Origin of the sequence: Mucilaginibacter sp. (assembly GCF_028288205.1) — a bacterium.
Classification (GTDB): domain Bacteria; phylum Bacteroidota; class Bacteroidia; order Sphingobacteriales; family Sphingobacteriaceae; genus Mucilaginibacter.
In genome coordinates this window covers 25,778-45,964 of sequence record NZ_JAQBOD010000023.1, presented here as the reverse complement: position 1 = coordinate 45,964, position 20,187 = coordinate 25,778, and the positions used below count along the sequence as shown (strand labels likewise).

Annotated in this window: 11 protein-coding genes; 1 reads left to right on the top strand and 10 read right to left on the bottom strand. The window is 37.0% G+C overall.

Annotated features, from left to right (window positions below; translation table 11 throughout):
• The 5 genes from JWR23_RS05525 to JWR23_RS05505 form a co-directional block, all read right to left on the bottom strand.
• A partial coding sequence (locus tag JWR23_RS05525) for a SusD/RagB family nutrient-binding outer membrane lipoprotein (RefSeq protein WP_299513946.1) occupies window positions 1-1,087 on the bottom strand: 1,087 nt, incomplete at its 3' end.
• Between the two features lie 37 nt (window positions 1,088-1,124).
• Window positions 1,125-4,652: a SusC/RagA family TonB-linked outer membrane protein gene (locus JWR23_RS05520; RefSeq protein WP_299513944.1), complete on the bottom strand. Its 3,528-nt coding sequence runs from the start codon at window positions 4,650-4,652 to the stop codon at window positions 1,125-1,127.
• A gap of 230 nt (window positions 4,653-4,882) precedes the next feature.
• Window positions 4,883-5,854, bottom strand: coding sequence for a FecR family protein (locus tag JWR23_RS05515; protein WP_299513942.1), 972 nt, complete (start codon window positions 5,852-5,854; stop codon window positions 4,883-4,885).
• 168 nt (window positions 5,855-6,022) lie between these two features.
• Window positions 6,023-6,550, bottom strand: a complete 528-nt coding sequence (locus tag JWR23_RS05510) for an RNA polymerase sigma-70 factor (RefSeq protein WP_299513949.1) — start codon at window positions 6,548-6,550, stop codon at window positions 6,023-6,025.
• A 644-nt stretch (window positions 6,551-7,194) separates the two neighbouring features.
• Entirely contained in the window at window positions 7,195-7,767 is a 573-nt protein-coding gene (locus JWR23_RS05505) for a fasciclin domain-containing protein (protein ID WP_299513940.1), read from the bottom strand.
• Window positions 7,768-8,038: 271 nt separating this feature from the next.
• On the opposite strand from JWR23_RS05505, the gene JWR23_RS05500 reads away from it, so the two are divergent.
• Window positions 8,039-9,178: a hypothetical protein gene (locus JWR23_RS05500; RefSeq protein WP_299513938.1), complete on the top strand. Its 1,140-nt coding sequence runs from the start codon at window positions 8,039-8,041 to the stop codon at window positions 9,176-9,178.
• A gap of 17 nt (window positions 9,179-9,195) precedes the next feature.
• On the opposite strand, the gene JWR23_RS05495 is transcribed toward JWR23_RS05500, so the two are convergent.
• From JWR23_RS05495 to JWR23_RS05475, 5 genes are all read right to left on the bottom strand, one after another.
• Entirely contained in the window at window positions 9,196-11,787 is a 2,592-nt protein-coding gene (locus tag JWR23_RS05495; RefSeq protein WP_299513936.1) for a BamA/TamA family outer membrane protein, read from the bottom strand.
• A gap of 102 nt (window positions 11,788-11,889) precedes the next feature.
• Window positions 11,890-14,250, bottom strand: a complete 2,361-nt coding sequence (locus JWR23_RS05490; RefSeq protein ID WP_299513934.1) for a GAF domain-containing protein — start codon at window positions 14,248-14,250, stop codon at window positions 11,890-11,892.
• A gap of 2 nt (window positions 14,251-14,252) precedes the next feature.
• Window positions 14,253-17,858 carry a BamA/TamA family outer membrane protein gene (locus JWR23_RS05485; protein ID WP_299513931.1) on the bottom strand — a complete coding sequence of 1,202 codons (3,606 nt, stop codon included), beginning with the start codon at window positions 17,856-17,858 and terminating at the stop codon, window positions 14,253-14,255.
• Between the two features lie 8 nt (window positions 17,859-17,866).
• Entirely contained in the window at window positions 17,867-18,724 is an 858-nt protein-coding gene (locus JWR23_RS05480) for an SdiA-regulated domain-containing protein (protein WP_299513929.1), read from the bottom strand.
• Window positions 18,725-18,793: 69 nt separating this feature from the next.
• Window positions 18,794-20,014 (bottom strand): Pycsar system effector family protein, encoded by a 1,221-nt coding sequence (locus JWR23_RS05475; protein ID WP_299513927.1) that lies wholly within the window; start codon window positions 20,012-20,014, stop codon window positions 18,794-18,796.
• Window positions 20,015-20,187: the final 173 nt, after the last annotated feature.

Sequence of the window (20,187 nt, the reverse complement as noted above, 5' to 3'; positions counted from 1 at the left end):
TTGTTGAACCGGTAGCGCCGGTATTTGTAAGGTAAAGGTTGGTTACCGGTAAGTTATTTATTGGAGCATTGTCATACAAGCCGCCTGCCGGATAAATACCAAAAGTTGACCGGCGGGCCTGATAAGCAGGTGCTGCTGTACCATCACCGGGATTACGGCCATAATAACCATTACCGTTGCTTGAATTATTTAAGCCTACTGTAGCATTTTGTCTGAAGATAAAATATCGCAAACGAGGATCATCAAGACCAAACATTAAATCTATGAACGATTGGCTTTGATAGAAACTTTTACCAGATGTGTATTCTGACTTATGCCATGGATGACGATTGCTTGGATTTATAGCCGAACCATATTTAAAGGTAAAATCAATCGAATTACTATTGATTAATGTACCTGCAATTAAAGTTTTTATTGCCGCGGTTGATCTTGCGGGGTCAACCAAACGAATCTGGTTATACATTTTTAACTTTAATGAGTTAGCCATAGCGATCCATGAAGCTTTAGTACCTGCATAGAATACATCCGAGCTATTTGGAACCAAAGTGGTTGCAGTTATTTTGTTTGCATCCGCAATGCCGTCATCTAATAAGGTAAGCAGCTTTTCATAAATTGCCGCGCCGCCTTCTAAAGCAGGAGCATTATTCTGCTGCCCAAGTTGTGCTTGCGAATAAGGTATATCCCCCCACATATCAACCATTAAACTATATACATAAACCTTTTCAATCTTAGCAATAGCTACATAGCCCCATTGCTGCTGCGCTGTTCCGGAGGCTATAATGGCTTCGATGTCATTCAGCGTTTGGCTATAAAGCCCATCCCAGGAACTACTGAAATCACTGCCCGATTCTTGATAACGACTTAAATTAGTTGAAGCAATAGTGTGTTGCATAATGGTAGATGTACCATTTATTATTCCGGTAAGATTACCGGCCATTGATATTTCAGTAGAAGGTAATAATAATGCTAACTGTGCCGATGTGGGGTTGTTAGGATCTTTGTTTATATCTACAAACTTTTTGCAGGAGTTGCCCGTTAACAATATAATTGTCAGCAGCAAAATGTAGTTTTTATATCTTAATTTCATAAGTATATCTGATTTAAATGCCATTGATTTCATTTGTTTAAAAGCTTGCTCTTAAGTTAAACCCAAACCTTTTAGTTGTTGGAACAGCAAGGTTATCATAACCTTGAGAATTGCCTACACCATTTGAACTTACTTCGGGGTCAAAATTTGTGTATTTAGGGAAGTTTGGCGCATAATACCATAGGTTTCGGCCGCTTATTGAAATAGAAACAGCTCCGAATGGCGTCTTTTTCAAAACATTCTTTGGTACCTGGTAAGAAAGAGATGCCTCACGCAACCGAAATACTGTAGCATCAAAAACAGAACCTTCATCTACACCACCGGGCCCTAATCCACCGCTGAAGAAATAATCCTCATAAGACATGCCTACGTTATTAGGTATTTCCTTACCGTTTGCATCAAGCAATGGTTTTAAAGTATTCACATTACCTAATACACCCGGAGAAACAATTTGGTATTCTCTGTTTTGCGTATCTTTAGTTACACCACGGGCCAGCATATTGCCAACGGTGCTGGAATATAGGGCTCCGCCTTTTTTCCAATCAAATAACACGCTTAATGAAAAGTTCTTGAAGCTAAAATTATTTGTAATGCCCAATACAAAATCAGGATTAGGATTACCTATTGCTTTTTGAGCAGGCGAGGTAAGCGGTTTTCCGGTATTAGGATCTATCAATATATTACCTGCATCATCACGTGCATAACCGGTACCATATATTTGGCCGTAAGGCTGGCCAACAATGTGCACAGAGCCGCCATAAACAAATTGCTGATAACCGCCTAAATTATTAATGATGTTTCTGTTACGGGTAAAATTGGTTGATATATCCCAGTTAAACCCACCGTTAGTACGTATAGGCACCAAATTAAGCCCAACTTCAATACCACTATTTGTAGATTTACCTAAATTAAGTATTTGCGAGGTATAGCCTGTTGAAGGAGCCGCGGTTACTTCAAATATTTGAGAAGTACTCTTTTTATTATAATAAGTAAAATCTAAACCAATACGATTATCGAAAAATTGCAATTCTGTTCCTAACTCCAGCTCTGTAATAAATTCAGGCTTTAAATTGCTGTTGGTAAGCAAATTGGTTTGCGTTACCGTGTTAAAAGTACTACCGTTAGCTGGTGTAAAAGGTGTGCCTATACCGCCTGCACTTGAATTAATGAGATAAAACTCTGCTGTTTGGTAAGGTGTTGCTTCATTACCAACCCGGGTATATCCTGCTCTTATTTTACCAAAATTAAGTATATTATCAGGCAGTTTTAATGCCTTAGAAAACACAAATGAGCCATTTGCTCCACCATAATAATAGGTCCTGTTGTTTACAGGCAATGTTGAAGATATATCATTACGGCCCACTAAGTTTAGAGAAAGATAATTCTTATAATCAAAAGTTATATCTGTAAAAAATGCGTAAAATCGTTGTTCAATAAAGTTTCTATTATTTGTTAATTGTATAGGTGTTATAGAACTTGTATTTGTAATGGTATTTAAGTCGGCAACAATCATTCCGTCACCATAAAAAGCTGTACGGCTTGTTAAACGCTGATTAATATTATTACCTACTATCCATTTTAAAGACCAATTTTGAGTGAGCGCTTTGGTGGCAGTAACCAACAAGGTATTATCAAGTTCCTGGCGATAAATATTATCTATAGTGATACTTCCCGGGCTATAAGAAGATGCGCCTTTTCCTCTAACGTCTACCCGCCTGTCAGTATATCCATTAAAACCGGCAGTATTTTGAATATTTAACCATGGCAACGGGTCAAATCCTATCACTAAGTTTCCGTAGTAACGGTCGACATTACTTGTTGAAACACTATGCTTAACAGACCAGTAAGGGTTATTAACACCTGTATAATCATATACGTTACTACCATCTATTGGATTTTCATAAGGATTATGTGTAAGGTCAAAACTTGTAGGGGTATACATTAAGGCCGACATGATAGAGCCACTACCACCAATAGGAGGTGCTTTTTGATCTGTCTGAACATAATTGATAGAGCCGCTTACATAAAATTTATTTTCAAGCTTGATGTTGCCACCCAAATTTATTGAGGTACGGGTAATAGTATTATTTTGAACTACACCAGTATTGTTACTTCTGGATATACCAGCCGTAAAGCTGCCTTTTTCGCTACCTGAAGAAATGGAAATGGCATTTTCAAATAAATTACCTGTTTGAAAGAAGTCTTTTACGTTACTCTGAGCATAAGATTTATAGGGTATCTGGATAGGTGTTATACCATCCGCCTGATAAAATTGAGGGAATACCGCTGAACTAAACGTACGGGTTAACTGTTGCGGAATAGTTGTACGTGTTGGAAGAATACTTGAAACCCCCGGAAAAGGCTGCCCCCATGATGCATAAACACCTTGCCTGTAATCGTTATTAGTTCCCTGTCCGTAACTGGTTTGATAATCAGGTAAACCAGAAACGTTTTCAACAGCATAAGATGTGCTATAGGTTATTTCTGTTCCTTTTCTGCTCTGCTTCTTTCCGGATTTTGTTGTAATTATAATAGCTCCGTTAGCGGCCCTTGAACCATATAGCGCCGCCGCTGCTGCACCTTTAAGAACAGTCATGCTTAATATGTTGTTTGGGTCAATATCATAAGCACGGTTAGTAACGGCAGCAGCTCCAACGCTGGTAGCACCAACATTTGCAAAGCTTGAATTATCAAATGGTATACCGTCTACAACAAATAATGGCTGGTTATTTCCATTAAGGGAAGAATTACCCCTGATAGTAATATTTGTAGCACCACCCGCTGTACCGCCAGATGAAGCAACATTAACACCGGCAACTTTTCCTTCTAACGCCCTTAATGGATCAGCTTCAGATTTTTGAGCTAATTTGTCGGCATTAACTGTTGTTACAGAATATCCTAATGAATTTTTTTCCCGTTTTATACCGGCTGCAGTTACCACAACTTCATTAAGAGCTTTTGAGTCATCTACAAGTTGAGCATTAACAACAGAAGTATTACCTACTGCAATTTCCTGCGTTTTATAACCTATATATGTAAAAACTAAAATACTTTCATCACCCGGAACAATTAATGAATATTTTCCATCTATATCCGTAGCAGTACCTTTATTGGTACCTTTAATTAATACGTTAACTCCCGGCAAAGTAGATCCGTCTGTCTTTGATGTTACTTTTCCCGCGACCACGCGCTGTGCAACATTTATTGGTGTAATAAGCGTTGCTTTATCTGAAATTAGCTTATCATCCTTTTTTAGAATGATGTAACCGCTATTATCATTTACAGTATATTTAATATTTAATTTGATAAACAGCGTATTTAAAATAATACCCAGTTTTTCCTGACTGGCATTAATAGTAACTTTAGTATTAAGCGGGATCATACTGGAGCTGTAAACAAACTTTACATCAACCTTATTCTTAATATTACTTAATGCATCAATTAACGTAACGTCTTTTACGTTAATTGATAGTCTTTTATCTAAAATCTGTGCATAATCAGGATTTGCGAAAGCTATACCCGATAGTACGGTCAACGCAATGATTTGTAAAACTGATATTCGCATAAGCTTTATTAAAAAATCCTTTTTCCTTTTCCTACATTTTTGCATATTTTTGTTAAATTTTGTTGATTTCCTGATTGAATGAGACAAAAAAATCCCTTACCCAAACAATGGGTTATTCGTGAGAGAACTAAGGGGTTATTATACTGCAGGGATGGATTCAGCATCTCTGCTTTTTAATTTTAGTGAGTCCTTATTTAAATCATAGGCAATTATCTTAATTAGTTAGTTGGTTAGTTGGTTAGTATATGCTTATCTTTTAATATTATAGCGTTTCCATTTATTTCATAATCAATATTGAGCGCTTCACTAATCATTTTAATTGTATTTTTCAAAGATTGATCTGTAAAATCAGCAGTAATAAGGCTGTTGTATATTGTGGAGTCTTTTACAGTAATGGATATACCGAACTTCTTTTCAATTCGCTTTAAAACATCCCCTACCTTTACATCATTAAATAACATATCGTATTCTGTTCCTTTTGTAAGTGCAGTAACATCAAAAACAGGTTTTACTACTTTGGTAATAACGTTTTTTAATGGTAAGTATACCGCCTTTTGATAAGGTCGCAAAGTAATAGTAGTGTTTTTTGAACTTAAAAAAACGCGCCCGGTTAAAACATTCACCTCTGTTTTATTATTTGTATGCCTAATATTAAAGCTAGTACCCAATACACGGGTAGTTAAGATACCGCAATGAATAATAAAGGGATGTGCTGCATCTTTCGCTACCTCAAAAAGCGCTTCCCCTTCCAGGCTAACACTTCTTACAGCCCCTTTAAACTTTACAGGATAATCCAATTTACTATTTCCCTTTAACCAAATAATAGTTCCGTCTGAAAGTATTTTTTTGGTAATGCGGCCGGATGAGTTTTTAACTGAAGCATATTGTTGGATATTGAACACATCCTTAAGCTTGTCCTGGAAAACAGCTATAAAAACACCAAATAAAAGAATACAGGAAGCAACCTTTAAAAAAGGATACATACGTATTATCAATGCGGGCCTTTTTTTTACAGGCTTTATCTGTTCAATTAAGCGCTTGTATACTTCCTTTTTAGAATTGTCCCGCTCCGACTTAGACAGATTATCAAATGCTGTAGAATCGGTCAGATAATCAAGCATCATCTCAACCTTGTTTTTTTCTTCAAAACTTAATTGATCTTTTAGATACCCATCAATTAATTTATCAAACTTTTCTTGCATTTGTTACAACAATTGTATAGTTATATATGTAAGTCAGTTAACTGCCCCCATACACCTAGTCATTTATTTAATTTTTTTAATAAAAACTCATTAAATGACATACAATTGCAAATAAAACATGAAAAAAGTATTAGTATAATAACAAAACAGTGCGAATAGTGCAATTAACTATAAGAAAAACCCACTCAAAGTTGACCTTAATTGCTTTAATGCCTTAGTAAGATGATTTTCTACAGTTTTGTGAGATATATTTAGCAGATCGGCTATATTTTTTATAGATTGATGCTCATTCCTGCTCAATCTATAAACTTGCTGGCATTTATCAGATAATTTTGAAACCTCGCTTTCAATCAAATCCTCCAAATCTACCAGGTGTATATTTTCTTCGTTTGAATTATCATATAATGACTTTTCAAATAAAGTATAACTCGCAGCGTATTTTCTTTTTACTTCTTCAGAGCGGATATAATTTAAAATTTGAAATTTAACAGCTGAAAACAAATAAGCTTTTAGTGAATTTATGATAGGTAAGTTTTCACGCTTATTCCATAATGAAAGAAATGTTTCCTGAACTATTTCCTCACAAATCATTTTATTTCTTAAAATATTGTAGGCATAACTATAAAGAATCGACCAATTCAGTTGATATATTTGCTCAAAAGCAGATATATCGCCCTCTTTTAGACAAGCAAGCAGACTTTCTTCGTTATATTTAGAATATTTTTTAATAATAATATAATTTTAAGATCAACTAATCGTAAAATTAAAACTTTTATTTATAAAAAATGCATAATCATCTTAGTAATATTGAAACATATTCACTTATAAGGCGTTTTTCTACACAAATAATCTCAATTAATTAGCGATATTGAAATTTAACCTAAAAAAATAAATAAAATCAGGTCTTTTTTCCAAAAAACTAATTAATTTTTAAAAATAAAGCAATTTACCGCCTTCGGCTTTTTTTCTGTAACAGTTAATGTCCCGGTAGTTTTTTCCTGAGACATTACAGAGCAGCATTTATATTTAAGAATGATAGAAAAGCAAAATGAGAAACTTAGGAAAATATAATGGATACAATCGCATGAAGTTCGAAGTTCGGTTACAAGCACCGGGCTTTTGCAATTATTTAACAAAAAAACAACACTGATCCAACAAATGCAGAGCTTATAGATATGATAGGTGCAGCATCAATTCAATTAGATACTATTATAAAGAAAACAAACAACAAGGCACGCCAAATAAATAATTATCTGGCCTTGCCTTCTTTTTAAACCATCTAAAAAACATCAAAATGGCATCAGTGGGTCGAATTGTATTCCCTTCTTCTCTGCTAGTATCTATTTGCCCGGCATCAAAATGCTATTAATGCCATTTACAATACCATTTGTGCCTATCAGATCATATAAAGTCACTTCGGCAGTATTTCCGGCAGCATTGGTAAGTTGTAACGTACTTTTAGGGCTAACAGCCAGTGTTAACGTTTGGCCGTTCAGCGTGGTTAAGATTGCCTTCCCTTTACCTGCTGTCAGGGCTTTAATTATATCAGCTTTAGCATATCGTCCGGTAACTATATGGCTTTTTAACAACGTGGTAAGTTTTGCTGTGTCCCTGGTTAAACTATCTAAACGCCCGGCCGGAAGGTTACTAAATGCAATATTATTTGGTGCAAATATGGTATAAGGCCCACCTGTTTTTAAAATAGGTTCAAGATTGGCTGCTTTTATAAGCTGTGCTGTTGTTGAATAATTGGCATTACTTGATAAAGCATTAATCACATCGCCGGTAGGCTGGACAGGGGCAGTTATAGGCGGTGTTACCTTTTTTGAAGTGTCTGGTATTTGTGCAAATACATGATTTGCAGTTATACTTATCAGAGCAGATAAGACTATCATTACAATTGACTTTTTCATGTTATTCATTATTTAATTTAACTTGTTATTTAGTATCACTTTCCCTATATCGCTTTTCTTTTAAATGAATACCATGAATATTATTAATAACTTAAACAAGTTTTAATTGTTTTTACAAAATTGATTTTTCACGTATTTTTGCGTCTTCATTTTAGCAGGTCCTATTTGTTTAATATTACACCGGTAACAGGCCTTTGACGATGCAAGCCCTTATTTACAGCAAGCAACTTTAATTCCATATTTTCGTAAAAAAGCAATAACATTTTGTTAGATGAGGGCATATTTATTATTTCTTTTATTTGTAACATTAACTTACCAGGGTTACTCACAATCGTGTGCCACCCCTATTGTTGTTGATTTTTCAAAAACTGCTGATACCGCAGTAACTATATCCGGGAACCGAAGCGGAAATTGTTGTTCAGGATCAAATTGTATAAGTTTTACTGTTAAAGTTAATCCATCTACAAGCCTGATCAATTTTAATACAGATCAATTATGCGGATCCTGTTTTTATACGGTTAATTGCGGGCCATTAACTCCTATCGGAACACCGGCTTGTATAAGCGGGTTAAGTACCATTCAAATATCATTTTGTAAACCCGGTAATAATTTTATAGACTATACAATTACTGCTATAAAGGGGTCTTCAACATCAGGTAATCTTAAATTAAGGCAGGGATGTACGGGCACAATGAGCGTTTCGGGGCTACTGCCGCAATCTGTTACCTGGACATCCATCTATCCGGGTGCAACCGGGGCCTATAACTCCTATTTAAGCCAAACATCGGGGACAAGTGTCAATGTTACTCCAGCGGTAGGGGCTCCCGCATATATAGATTATAAGGCGACCGGAAGTTTAAGCACAATTTGTAGCGGAACAGAAAATGACACTGTCAGGGTTTATACTTTTTCGCCGCTTGCTGTTAATATAACGCCAGCTAACCCGCTAATTTGTCCGGGCACCACGACCACATTAACGGCAACACCAACCGGCGGAAGTGCACCCTATACTTATTCCTGGAGTACGGGCGAAACCACCCCATCAATAACTGTTGGTACAGCAGGCACTTACACTGTTTCTGTGAATGACCAGATAACCAATTGCGGGCCGGTTACTAAACAAGCTACTTTAAGTATAATTACAACAGTAGCACCAACCGCATCGTCGGCAACCATTTGCTCAGGTAATACGGCAACGCTTACAGCAACGGCTCCCGGTGGCCCATACCAGTGGTATAATGCCGCTACTGGCGGCAATCTATTGTCTACAAATTCAACCTATCTAACTCCTGTATTATCTGCTACTGCTACTTATTATTTACAAACAACCAATAGCGGTTGTAACAGCTCAAGAACTGCGGTAACAGTTACCGTTAATCCGAATCCACCAAAGCCTAATATATCTCCTTAATAGCCTTATTATTAATGTTAAAATCTAAACCCGGCTGCTAAATAAAGTAAATTACCCTCAGGCGCCGGAGCATGACCTAAAACCGCAGACAATATAAATTTACTGTAAGGCGTAATAAACAAACCGCCACCATAAGCATCATGTATGGTACTTGATGTTTCGCCGGGAAGCCAAACCCGGCCGGCATCATTGTAAGCGATAAGGCCCAATGTGCCTGGAAACAAATAAGCATTAAATTTAAAGAGTTTTAGCCTAATCTCCAAGTCATTAAACACCATTTGCCTGCCAATAAAACGGCTTGTATGATATCCCTGTAAACTAAATGGGCCACCCAGGTTCATCATTTGAAAAAATTCTCCATTGCCGGTAAATGCGCCGGCACCCATACGGTCAGCAATTACAAATACAGAATCTTTGCCGGGGTTTAAATAAAAACTAAATGTAGAAAGTATCTGTCCATTGGTGTGCCCACTTAAATTAATACCGGTTAAACCGGTAATTTTTGTATTCCAATACACGCCCTTTGTAGGAAATGTTTTACTGTCGCGGGTATCATATTCAGTGCCAAAAACTACACCGCCATAAGTTTTAGCAGCAAATAAATTGTCGCCGGGGCGAAGCTGGTTGTACTCATTAAAAAAATGACCGGTATTATTATCAGCTTTACTGGTGTAATATTGACCAATTAATCCTTCACTTATGCGCCATTTTTCGCTTTGCTGATAAAGCCGTACATCTGCTATAATATAATCATACCTGTTACGGTAATAATTAAATGTTTTTGCGCCCTGGTTTACAAAAACAGATTCATTACCATAACCAAAAAAGCTATTAACATTACGCGGCCCCCGGGATAGTATATTTATAGCCAGACCATTTTTATCGATAACGTTTTTAAAATCGCCTAAATAAGTAAATATGAATGATTTTTTAGATAAAGTATATCCTACAGAAAAATCCTGCTTGTAAATGTAAGGATCATCGCGAAAACCATGTTTTTCAATAACATAGCCTACTTGTAGCCTTACCCCGTCTTCTGTATTATAACCTAAGCCGGCTTTGGGTGATGACCGGTCATATTTAAAACTCTCCTTATCATATTTATTAACGTTGGTATCTTTGGATGTAGCTATCCTGGCATATTTATCAGAAGGTAAAGTGTTTTTCTCATCAGACCTGTCATAGATGAATAGTTTATTTCGATCGTTCAGCAAACTATCCACTACAAATTTATCCTCATCATTACCACCAATCATTCGCACTTTTATAGGTGATGCTGTATTACCGGTTACCTGAAATACATCTTTCCCGCCCATGCCATACAGCCTTATTTCTTTAGTAACCTCCGGATTAAATGTACGCTGATAAAAGGCCTTTCCTAAGCTATCACCCTGCTTGATTTTATAAATGGTTACATTAATCTTTCCATCCTTTTGTTGATCAACTGCAAACTGTTCTCTTTTATCAGAAGCAGGAACGTCAACATTTTTGGCTAAGAACCGATAATATTCCAAGGCGTTCTCTTTAATATTATTGCGCCGCGCTATAAGTTTTTTTGTGGTTTTTTTACCTACAAGCGTATATATGCCTGCAGGCATTAATTTCACAGCGCTTGCAAGCAATCCATCAGTCAATTTGCTTTGCACATAGGCTATTTGCTCTTCCCAATCATGCTCATTTAACTCATTAAGAAAGTACAAATCGAAAAAACGTGCATTGTGGTTCCATTTACCAATATGCTTAATTTTATCGCCAAATGGTTGCAGCTGCGGGTTACTGCCGGCTGCAAACCAGGGCAAAATTCCGGATGTGGTATAAAAAACTTTATCTCTATCCTGTGGAATTGGTTTGTACAAACTCCCTTTAACGGTATCATCTTCTTTTTCCCAGCGCCATTGGTCGCCGTGCCTGTCCCAGTCGCCAATTATCATATCCAGCAGCCGGGCGCGCAGCAATAGTTTTTGGTCGGCTTTGTTATCATTATCCTCCTGTAATTTATCCTGTATCTTATCAGTTTTAGATGCTTTTTTACCATCTATTGGCTCCATATCTTCAAACAAATAAACCTGGTTGGCAAACTCTTTACGGTATTCTCCTAACGCCGGATCATCGGGCACATAAACTATTTGCGGGCTGGCATGTGGTATTTCCAAAGCTTCGGCCAATAGCGGTACAATTAATGCCGAATATGGATTTGAGGTAGAAACTTCATCTTGTACAACATCCTTTTTTATGGTATGTCTTTCGTCTTTAGGTAATGCTTTTTCAGGATATTTTTGAACGGAGCGCAAAGCATATTTATGACCCGAAGTATCTTGTAAATGCAATGAGCGGGTTTGGTTACCCCCGCCTAACCCGGTTATAGTTAAGCCGCCCTTTTCTTTTCCCAGGTAAAACACTTTCATGTTAACTGGCAATGCCCAAAGCTTACGGTAATTTTCGCCAAAAAACAACCTGCGCTGCGGGGTTACATGATCATATTTGGCATGGGGGGCCGCTTTAATGCTGTCGTTACTATTTTGTTGTGCTAAAACAGTTGTGAAGGTTACAGTTAAAAATCCTGAAAGAATAAAAGGAATACAGTTTTTATAAGGTATGTTTAAAAGCATGGGCTAAGTATAAGGGCTATGTATAAGTATTTTAAACATAACACCATTGTACATAAATTGTTAGCAATGCTATATTAATAAAGGGTTTAGTGATTGAAATTCTTAACCGGAAAGCGAACCGCCAAACACGTTAGTTAAGTTAATGCTCACTCTTAACGCTTTTAAGCCGGTAACGCCTTGCAGATTCTCAAGCTCAATAAATTCAATATCCATTTTAAGGCTTTTGTCTTTTTGGAATTGTTTTATTAAAGCAATATATTCATCAGCTTCGGCATTATTAAAATACACCAACGCAATTTTGCCGGGCTGGGTTAATCTTTCTTTGGTGTTTTTTATATGTACTTTATCAATGCGTTTTTTTATAACCTCATACCTAATGTTATAATAGCCCTCTACATCAAAACGCCTTTCATCATTTCTAAAACAAATATCTATCTGGCTGGAGTGTACAAATATCAGCGACGCGGTTTGTAATGGCACCGGCATTTTCTCAATTAACGCATTGGTAAGCCGGGCAACATCAATCATGGCCTTTAATTGCCAGTACCTAAAATCTTTCAAATGTTTATCATCAAAAGGTATTTCGGGTGCTATATCCTGCCCGGTATAAATATCGTACTCTATGCCATCCGATCTGAATTTTTCGAAATAACATGGATATATTTTTTGGAGCTTCCCCTGTGCCTGGTCAAAATAGTTGCTTAACGTTTTATTAATATACTTAATCGACGTTTCAAGCTCGCGCCTGTTCTTAAAGGTTTCGCCGGTTTCATCAATTGATTTGGTATAAGTATTTATCAGCTTTTCACTTGATGGATACTTATTTATCAAATTAAACAGGTAAGGAGTTACAACACACTGAAGAAAATCTTTAAGCATGGTCTCATCATTTGCCTTTTCAAACGCTTTTATCTTTTTAATCCATAATGTTTGTTTGCTTAATAAAGCGGCGACTATACGTTTATTACTGATTTGAATTTTCAGCTCCTTAACGAGTGTATTTAATACATTTATTAATGTACCGATATCATTTTTTAATGCCCTGTTATGATATATAGTCGAGTCTCTTATATCAATGGCACCGTACAAAGGATACACATTACGAAAAGAAACAATCTCTATTTCGGGCCTTTCGTTTTTCTGCCCTTCAAGCAGATAGTGCCATGCAGCCTCATTAAATTTCCATTGAACCGATGGTTGAAGCGTGGTGAATTTGGTTTTTATCACCTCTTCCAGCTTTTCATTTAATTGCTCGGCAGTATTATGTAATAGTTGTGATATTAAGGGTATAGCAGCTTGTATTTGCGATAGCAGTTTTTCATAAAACAAAACCCGTTGTGCGGCATGTATTTCTAAGATGCCTGCAAGGTGTTTATTATAAAAAACAGGCAATATAGCATACGAAGTAATACCTGCTTCTTTAAGCGCTTTTAAAAAAGGATATTTTGAAATTTTTTGGGCCGATAGTGTATTAAAAAACATAGCTTCCGGCTTTTCAATATAGCTACTGATAAAATTATTAAAAGCGTCTCCCTCGTCCTGCTGGTTTTTTCTGGTTTGTATTAATATGCTGTTACAACATTCTTCAGTATCAAAAATCAGCCTACCGTTTATCCTTAAAAAGGGCAGCAACCCAAAGTTGATAACAGCATTACCTGCAAGCGTTTGTAATGAATTGATAACTTCTTTATACAAATCATCCTGACCGGTATTATTTATTAATGCAAGGCGGATAGTTTCAATAGAATGTTCTGGTGTAATATCTTCCATTTTAATTACCGAAAAGCCTTCCATGCTAAACATATTTAACGGGATGATATCTTTTAACAGCATAGTATCGGCACCCTCATAAATGAAAGGTTCTATTACTTCGGGATTTAACTCGGGCAGTGGTTTGTTGTGGGTAATATCAATAAATCTGGTATCAATATGTACACGGTAGTATTTGGTGAGCTTTGTTTTAGCATCCGGCAATGCATAAACACTATCATTAATCAAATCATCAGGGAAGTTATAAAGACGTTGTAATATCAGCCTGTAAATAAAATTTAACTGATTTTGCTTAAACTCCTTATCACTTAAGCGCGTTTTTTTATCTTGCTTATTTTGTTCTTTAACCAGCTCAGAAAAAGCATCTGTGCTAAAAACTATTTTAGCGCAGACCGGTGTGCCCAGTGCCCAAAAAAGCGTTTTTTCATCATCAGTAGTGGGTGAAAGTATCGTGTATACCAGCTCTAATATTTCGGCATACTTTGCTGCATCCTGCGACTCAATAAAATCTGTTTTTAAATTGGGATAATTTTTAAATTTATTTAAAACCAACTGGTAAAATTGAGATTTAATAGTTTTTTCAACCCCGATATGATTTTTTAGGTATTTGATAAAGGGCTTAAAAGACAAATGTTCTTCAACAAAGTTTTTAATATGCAATTGCTCCCTAATATTTATTACCCTGGTATGCATAGTTAAAAAGTTAAACTAAAATTAATATACGGATAAAATCCTTCTTTAGAATACCCTCCTTTAAACTGGAAGAGCGCCATATCCGATGGCGAAAAATACATCCCGCCGCCAAAACCGTTATGCCATTCGTTAGAGGGTTCGTTCTTTACCCATACGCGCCCAATATCGTAAGCTGCGGTAAAACCAAATTGGCCGGGTGTAATGTATGGAAAAAAGTCGCTGAGCTTTATCCTTGCTTCTAAGTTGTTGTACATCATTTGCTGTCCCGCAAACCGATTTTGCTTAAAACCAACAAGGTTATTATCCCCTCCTAAAAACATTGATTGATAAAAAGTTGTTTGCCCAAATGTTATGCCACCACCAAGCCTTTCAGAAATCACAAAGTTTGATTTGGTATCTACGCTTTTATATAAAATTGCCTCGGGTATGGCCTGGAAAAAAGTATGTGCAGAATTACCCAAGCCGGCATAAGCCTGCATTCTTACATTAACATATACGCCCCAATCAGTAAGTACCTTGTTGTTGCGTTTATCATTTGTATAAGTTACTACCAAACCCACATGCATTTTATTTTTATTAATGCTGGTGCTATCATAGCTGTGAACGAGTGAGATATTATCAGTAAGATGCGGGTCATTATTTGTAATAGAATGATAGTATTGTATTGATGGGCCAATTCTTAAACTGGTAGTGCCCGCCAGATTTTGAAACCGCAATGTTGCATCGGCTGTATAAAAACCAAAACGGGCACGGTAGTAATCCTGGTACTCGCCGGCTTTATTAAATGCCGTTTGGTTACCGAGACCAAAAAAATTGATAACATCTGGAAATGCTGCTTTAACAGCTATTTCAGCATCGGCTTTATCAATGACATTTATCCATTCGCCGGTGTAGCTAAAATGTGTTGATCTTGTACCAAACGTACGGCCAAGCATTACCTGTTGTGAACTGCCGGGATTTTTACGAAATCCCTGGTGAATATATTTAAAGCCCGCGTTAACATAAAAACCCTCATCAAAATTATATCCTAAATTAAGTAGTGGTAATAGGGTATGATATAAGTTAGTAGGAACGTAAGCTATATTCGATGTATCGTTTGATATATGTTTATCAACCATACCTTGCGCAGCACCAATAAATGTGGCAGTATTTACTTTTTCATAAATATTCACTTTGGGGCTGGCATTTACAATGTTATATTGTTTATGGCCGTTCCCCCCAATTACCCTGACTTTTATTGATGATGTTTTTTTGTCGATAAAAACACTATCATCGCCTTTAGATATATATAGCCGCACTTCTTTGGTAATCTTCGGATCGAATATTCTTGAGAATAAAATGTTTTTTCTGCTTTTTTCTGCGGATACGGTGGTTTGTATAATCAGGCTACCATTAAGGGTGTCCCGGATAGAGAATTTTTCGCTCCGGTCCGTTGCCTTAATATCTACCCGCCTGTTAAAAAACCGGTAGTATGTTTCGGCGGCATTAATAAGGCTATTACGTCTTTTTTTCATTTGTGCCAAAAGCTCTTTATGTCTTATACGATAAATAGCCAGCGGCATTTTTCGCAAGGCATTTTCTAAAACATCATCGGTAAGTGCCACTGCAAAGCTGCGGGTTATCTGCATCCATTGCTCATGGCCTATCTGGGTCATGAAACGGGTGTTCAGCGTATGGTCATTATAATAAAAATCATTTATAGATTTAGACCCTGCATTATACCCCTTTAAATACCGGGCAACCCATTCTCTCGATGCAATTTTAGGTATTATGCCCTGGTTAGTAAAAAACACTTCCGACCTATCATGCGGAACGGCAGTAAAGTATCTTACACCATTACGTATTTTAGCCTGCCAGCGCCATTGATCCTCGTGCTCATCCCAATCGCCCAGGAACCAATCAAGCAACCGGGCCTTGAAAAACTCAATACTATCAATACGGTTATTAAAGCTGGCATTTAAAAGCTTTATCATATTACCTGTATTAATTGAGGTGTCGCTGCCGGGTTCACGTTCATCTATCAGGCAAATTTTGCCAGCAAATTCTTTCTCGTAATAGCCCAGATGTGTATCCGGAGCTACCCAGCCTATGGTGGGGTTTGTATGGCTCACTTTAACCGCGGCAGCCAGCTCGGCAGCTATAACGGCGCCAAAAGGATATTGTGCCGACATAGCATCTCGTAACCATGCCTTGGCAAAGGTTTGCCTTAAAGCCTGAGGAAGTAAAATAAGCGGATACTTCTCAATACTGCTCATGATATAACTTTTACCGGCGGCATTTTTTAACAATAATGATTTAGTTTGATGTGTACCGCCAAATCCTACCGGTTTAAGGCCACCCTGATATTCGTCTATTTTTATAATGGGCAATGTTGCCTTTACAGACCATTCTTTACGATAATTCTCGCCATATATAATCCTGTGCAGTTTACCCACTTTATCAAACGACGGGTGAGCCGCAATGGTAATGCTATCTTCTTTTATTACCTGGTCGCTCTTTTCAACCGGAATATGCACCTTAATAAATGACCTGCTGTGGGTAAATACTTTTTTAAATACGCTATCCTTAGCTGTGTTGGCATAATAAGTAAACTTCATGCTTTTATCAATCATCAGGTCAACCGTTACATAACCTGCTTCTTTTAAAGCGAATAAAGAATGTTTGCCTTTTTTTACGACCGCCCGCTTTGCACCGGCCCCGCTTACAACCTGCATTACTCCGCCATCATTTATAAATTGCAACCCATGCTCATGGCCAGAAACGCGTACAACGTTCGAGTCTACATTAAAAACACGGTTAATTTCTTTGATCATGGTCTTATATAGCGGGTGACCGTTATCTTCGGGGTTATCAAAGGTGCCGCGCAAAAGGGGGTAAAGTGCACCCAGCCCGGGTAACGGTATATACAAGCTTTCTTTAACAGATGTTAGCGGGAACAAATAATCCTGCCATATATAGCTGCCGCCATGGTGCCCATAAGTTTCAAAGGGATGGTGATCTGCCAGGATAATGATCTTATTCCTGTTTTTATAAAGTAATTCTCTAAAGCGGTCAATAACCTCTTCATTAGTTTTACACTCGCAGTCGGCATCAGGATTATCTTTATTATAAATATACAGCCACCATTCCGAATCAAACGCAATAACAACCAGGTCATCATTAATATTTATCTCTGTGGGATCCGGACAGCCCTTTGCAGGAACCACTTTTAACAATGAATCCTTTTGCTCTAACAAATATTCGCCCTCGCGTTTTATTTTTGATAAGCCTTTTGGGCCCATCCTGTCCCAATCATGATTGCCGGGTATAAAATATACAGGGGCACCTGCTGCGCGCATGGGTTGGTATTGCATCTGCAATATTTTTTTTGTACTCTCTTCTTCTCTGCTTCCCGGCAGCCCCATACCTATGGGATAAATGTTATCGCCCAGGTATAATACAGAAGTTTTATTTTTTAAAATATTACTTACAGCACTTTGAAGCACCCCATTTTGCTGTTTACCCAATTCGCCTGCATCACCTATTAAAATAATACGATAGCGAACGGAATCCTGGGCATGAGTTATAAATGCAGCTAATAATAAGGGTAATAATAAAAGTCTCTTCATCAAAAAAATTATTGCTTTTTATACGGAAATTTTAAAATATTTCCCGGTTGGGGCACATGGCCCTCATTTGATATATACAGGTTATTTTGATCATCAAAAGTTATACCCTCTGGCTGTGTAAACAGGTTTTGATCTAATTTATATACGTGCCTTATTTTCCATTTAGCATCTGCCACAACCAGTATTTTATTTACTGATGAAAGTATATACCAATCATTATTAAGCGGGTTCCTGGTTAATGCCGATGGATGAAAACTTATCTTATCCACTCCCAGCAATTCTTCAATATGCTTTACATTCACACTAAAGTCTCCGGTTTTTTTCACTGTTCCATCCGCCGCCAGCTGAAATATGAAGCCACTGCTTTTCTTGCTTGTTTTATCCATAGTACAATGTTTACATAATACATATACTTCGCCGGCGTCATTAGCATACATGCTTTCATATTCGCCTTCGGGCAATATATCTTTGTTTTTTTGCAGGTTTGTGGTTTGTGGTTTACCAATCTCAGATAAAGGGATAGTAAACAGCACACCCTTGCTTTGCAGCATAATTACCTGGCTCCCGCTTATCGCAATATCTTCAAAGTCGCCGTTCTCTTTAAATTCGGTGTATTTAACTGTTTTATCGCCCGGGCGGAAATAAAAAACTCTGCCAATTCCGTCACTCTCGGCATATACCCTATCGCTTTTACCCTTATTGAATGTGATACCTGAAATTTCATTCAGTTCCGCAGGCATATTATATTTTACGGGCTTAGTAAAATCATAGCCAATAGGGCTGCTATAGGTGGTTTTTTGTATGCATGATAATAAAATGGATCCGCCAATTATTATTACTATACTGTTTATAATTATTGCTTTCATGTTGATAGGGGTTAATTTTAATATTTACCTGAATGATAAAATGTTAAATGGGCAAGCGCCGGCGCCCTATCATTTAACTAATGAAGAAATAACAAAGGCTATAACCGAAACTACCAGCCCAAACATAAATACATTATAAGACACTCTTAGCAACCGGTATTTACGCCCTAATACTATCCCCTGGGCATATACATCTCTTATTAAACTACCGTACAAAAATTCATTATCATTAATAAGGGTTACCATACCTTGTTTATAATCGTCAAAATCCATTTTATAAAAATTGCCAAAAAAAAGAAGGTTAACACTTCTATCATCAATATCCTTTTCTGTAAAAGTACCCCGCGAGATGTTGGGACGGGTAGCTAATATTGAAAATACTATAGTTACAAGGTTTACTGTAAGCAGCATAATAGCCGGAATAATCTGGTTATGGTGTGTTGCTATGTTCCTTAACAACAGGCTCAACAACAGTGAAATAATAATAGCATTAACAGATATCATAATATGAGCCTTACTATCGGCCATATTACTTAAGCGCTGGTGGTTGCTTGAGGTAAGCCTGAACATGGTTTCAACCCCTTTGCTTAGTTCTTGCTTATTCTTGCCATTTTTAAAAACATGCATATTATCTTCAGGCGAAGCTATAGTTGGCTCTTCAAGTTGTTCAAATTTATCTTCTTGTATATACAGTTTCTCTTTTAGTTCCCGGAGATTTCTTTCCTTTTTTTCATTTAACAATAATCTGCAGTAATCTGTATGGTATTCATGCTCTTCCATTAGCTGAATACTTTTTTTGCGCCATTCTGCCTTGCTCATATCCGTATCATATAAAGCATTAAACTCTTTTCGCAGTAGTTTGCTTTTCCGTTGAAAATCAGCAGTACCAAAATGAAAAAGGTCGGCATCGCAAATAATGCATTGTAATATATCGGCAGGAGTTTGCGGCAGCTTGGTTGCTAATATGCAATCCATAATGTTTTTCTGCAGGTCATCATGAAGATTAAAACCTTTCAAAAAGTCCATAGCTATAATAACGCTTTTCGCTTCATGATCTGTGGGGCCCGTTGAATAAGCAATATCATGAAACCAGGCTGCGGTTAAAACAGCGAAGCTATCTTCGTCATTTAATTGATAGTGACCGGCTATTTTTTTTGCCGCAGCTACTACATCATTTGTATGATCGGCATTGTGATAGGTAAATTTTGGATCAAAATGCGTTTTGTAATAAGATAAAACAAACTTTTTAACCTGCTGCAACAACTTTGTATAGTTTACGCTTGTAGACATCGGCTTAATATTTATCTATATACAGACAGATACTCAGAATGTTTACATTTTTGCCGTTTCCTGCTTGCCATAGCTGGGGATATGCCTTTATTACAAGTCCGTTTATACTAAATTAATCCCTATGCGGGTCAATACTTTATACGGTTTATCTCACGCATAGCAATTCTGTCCGT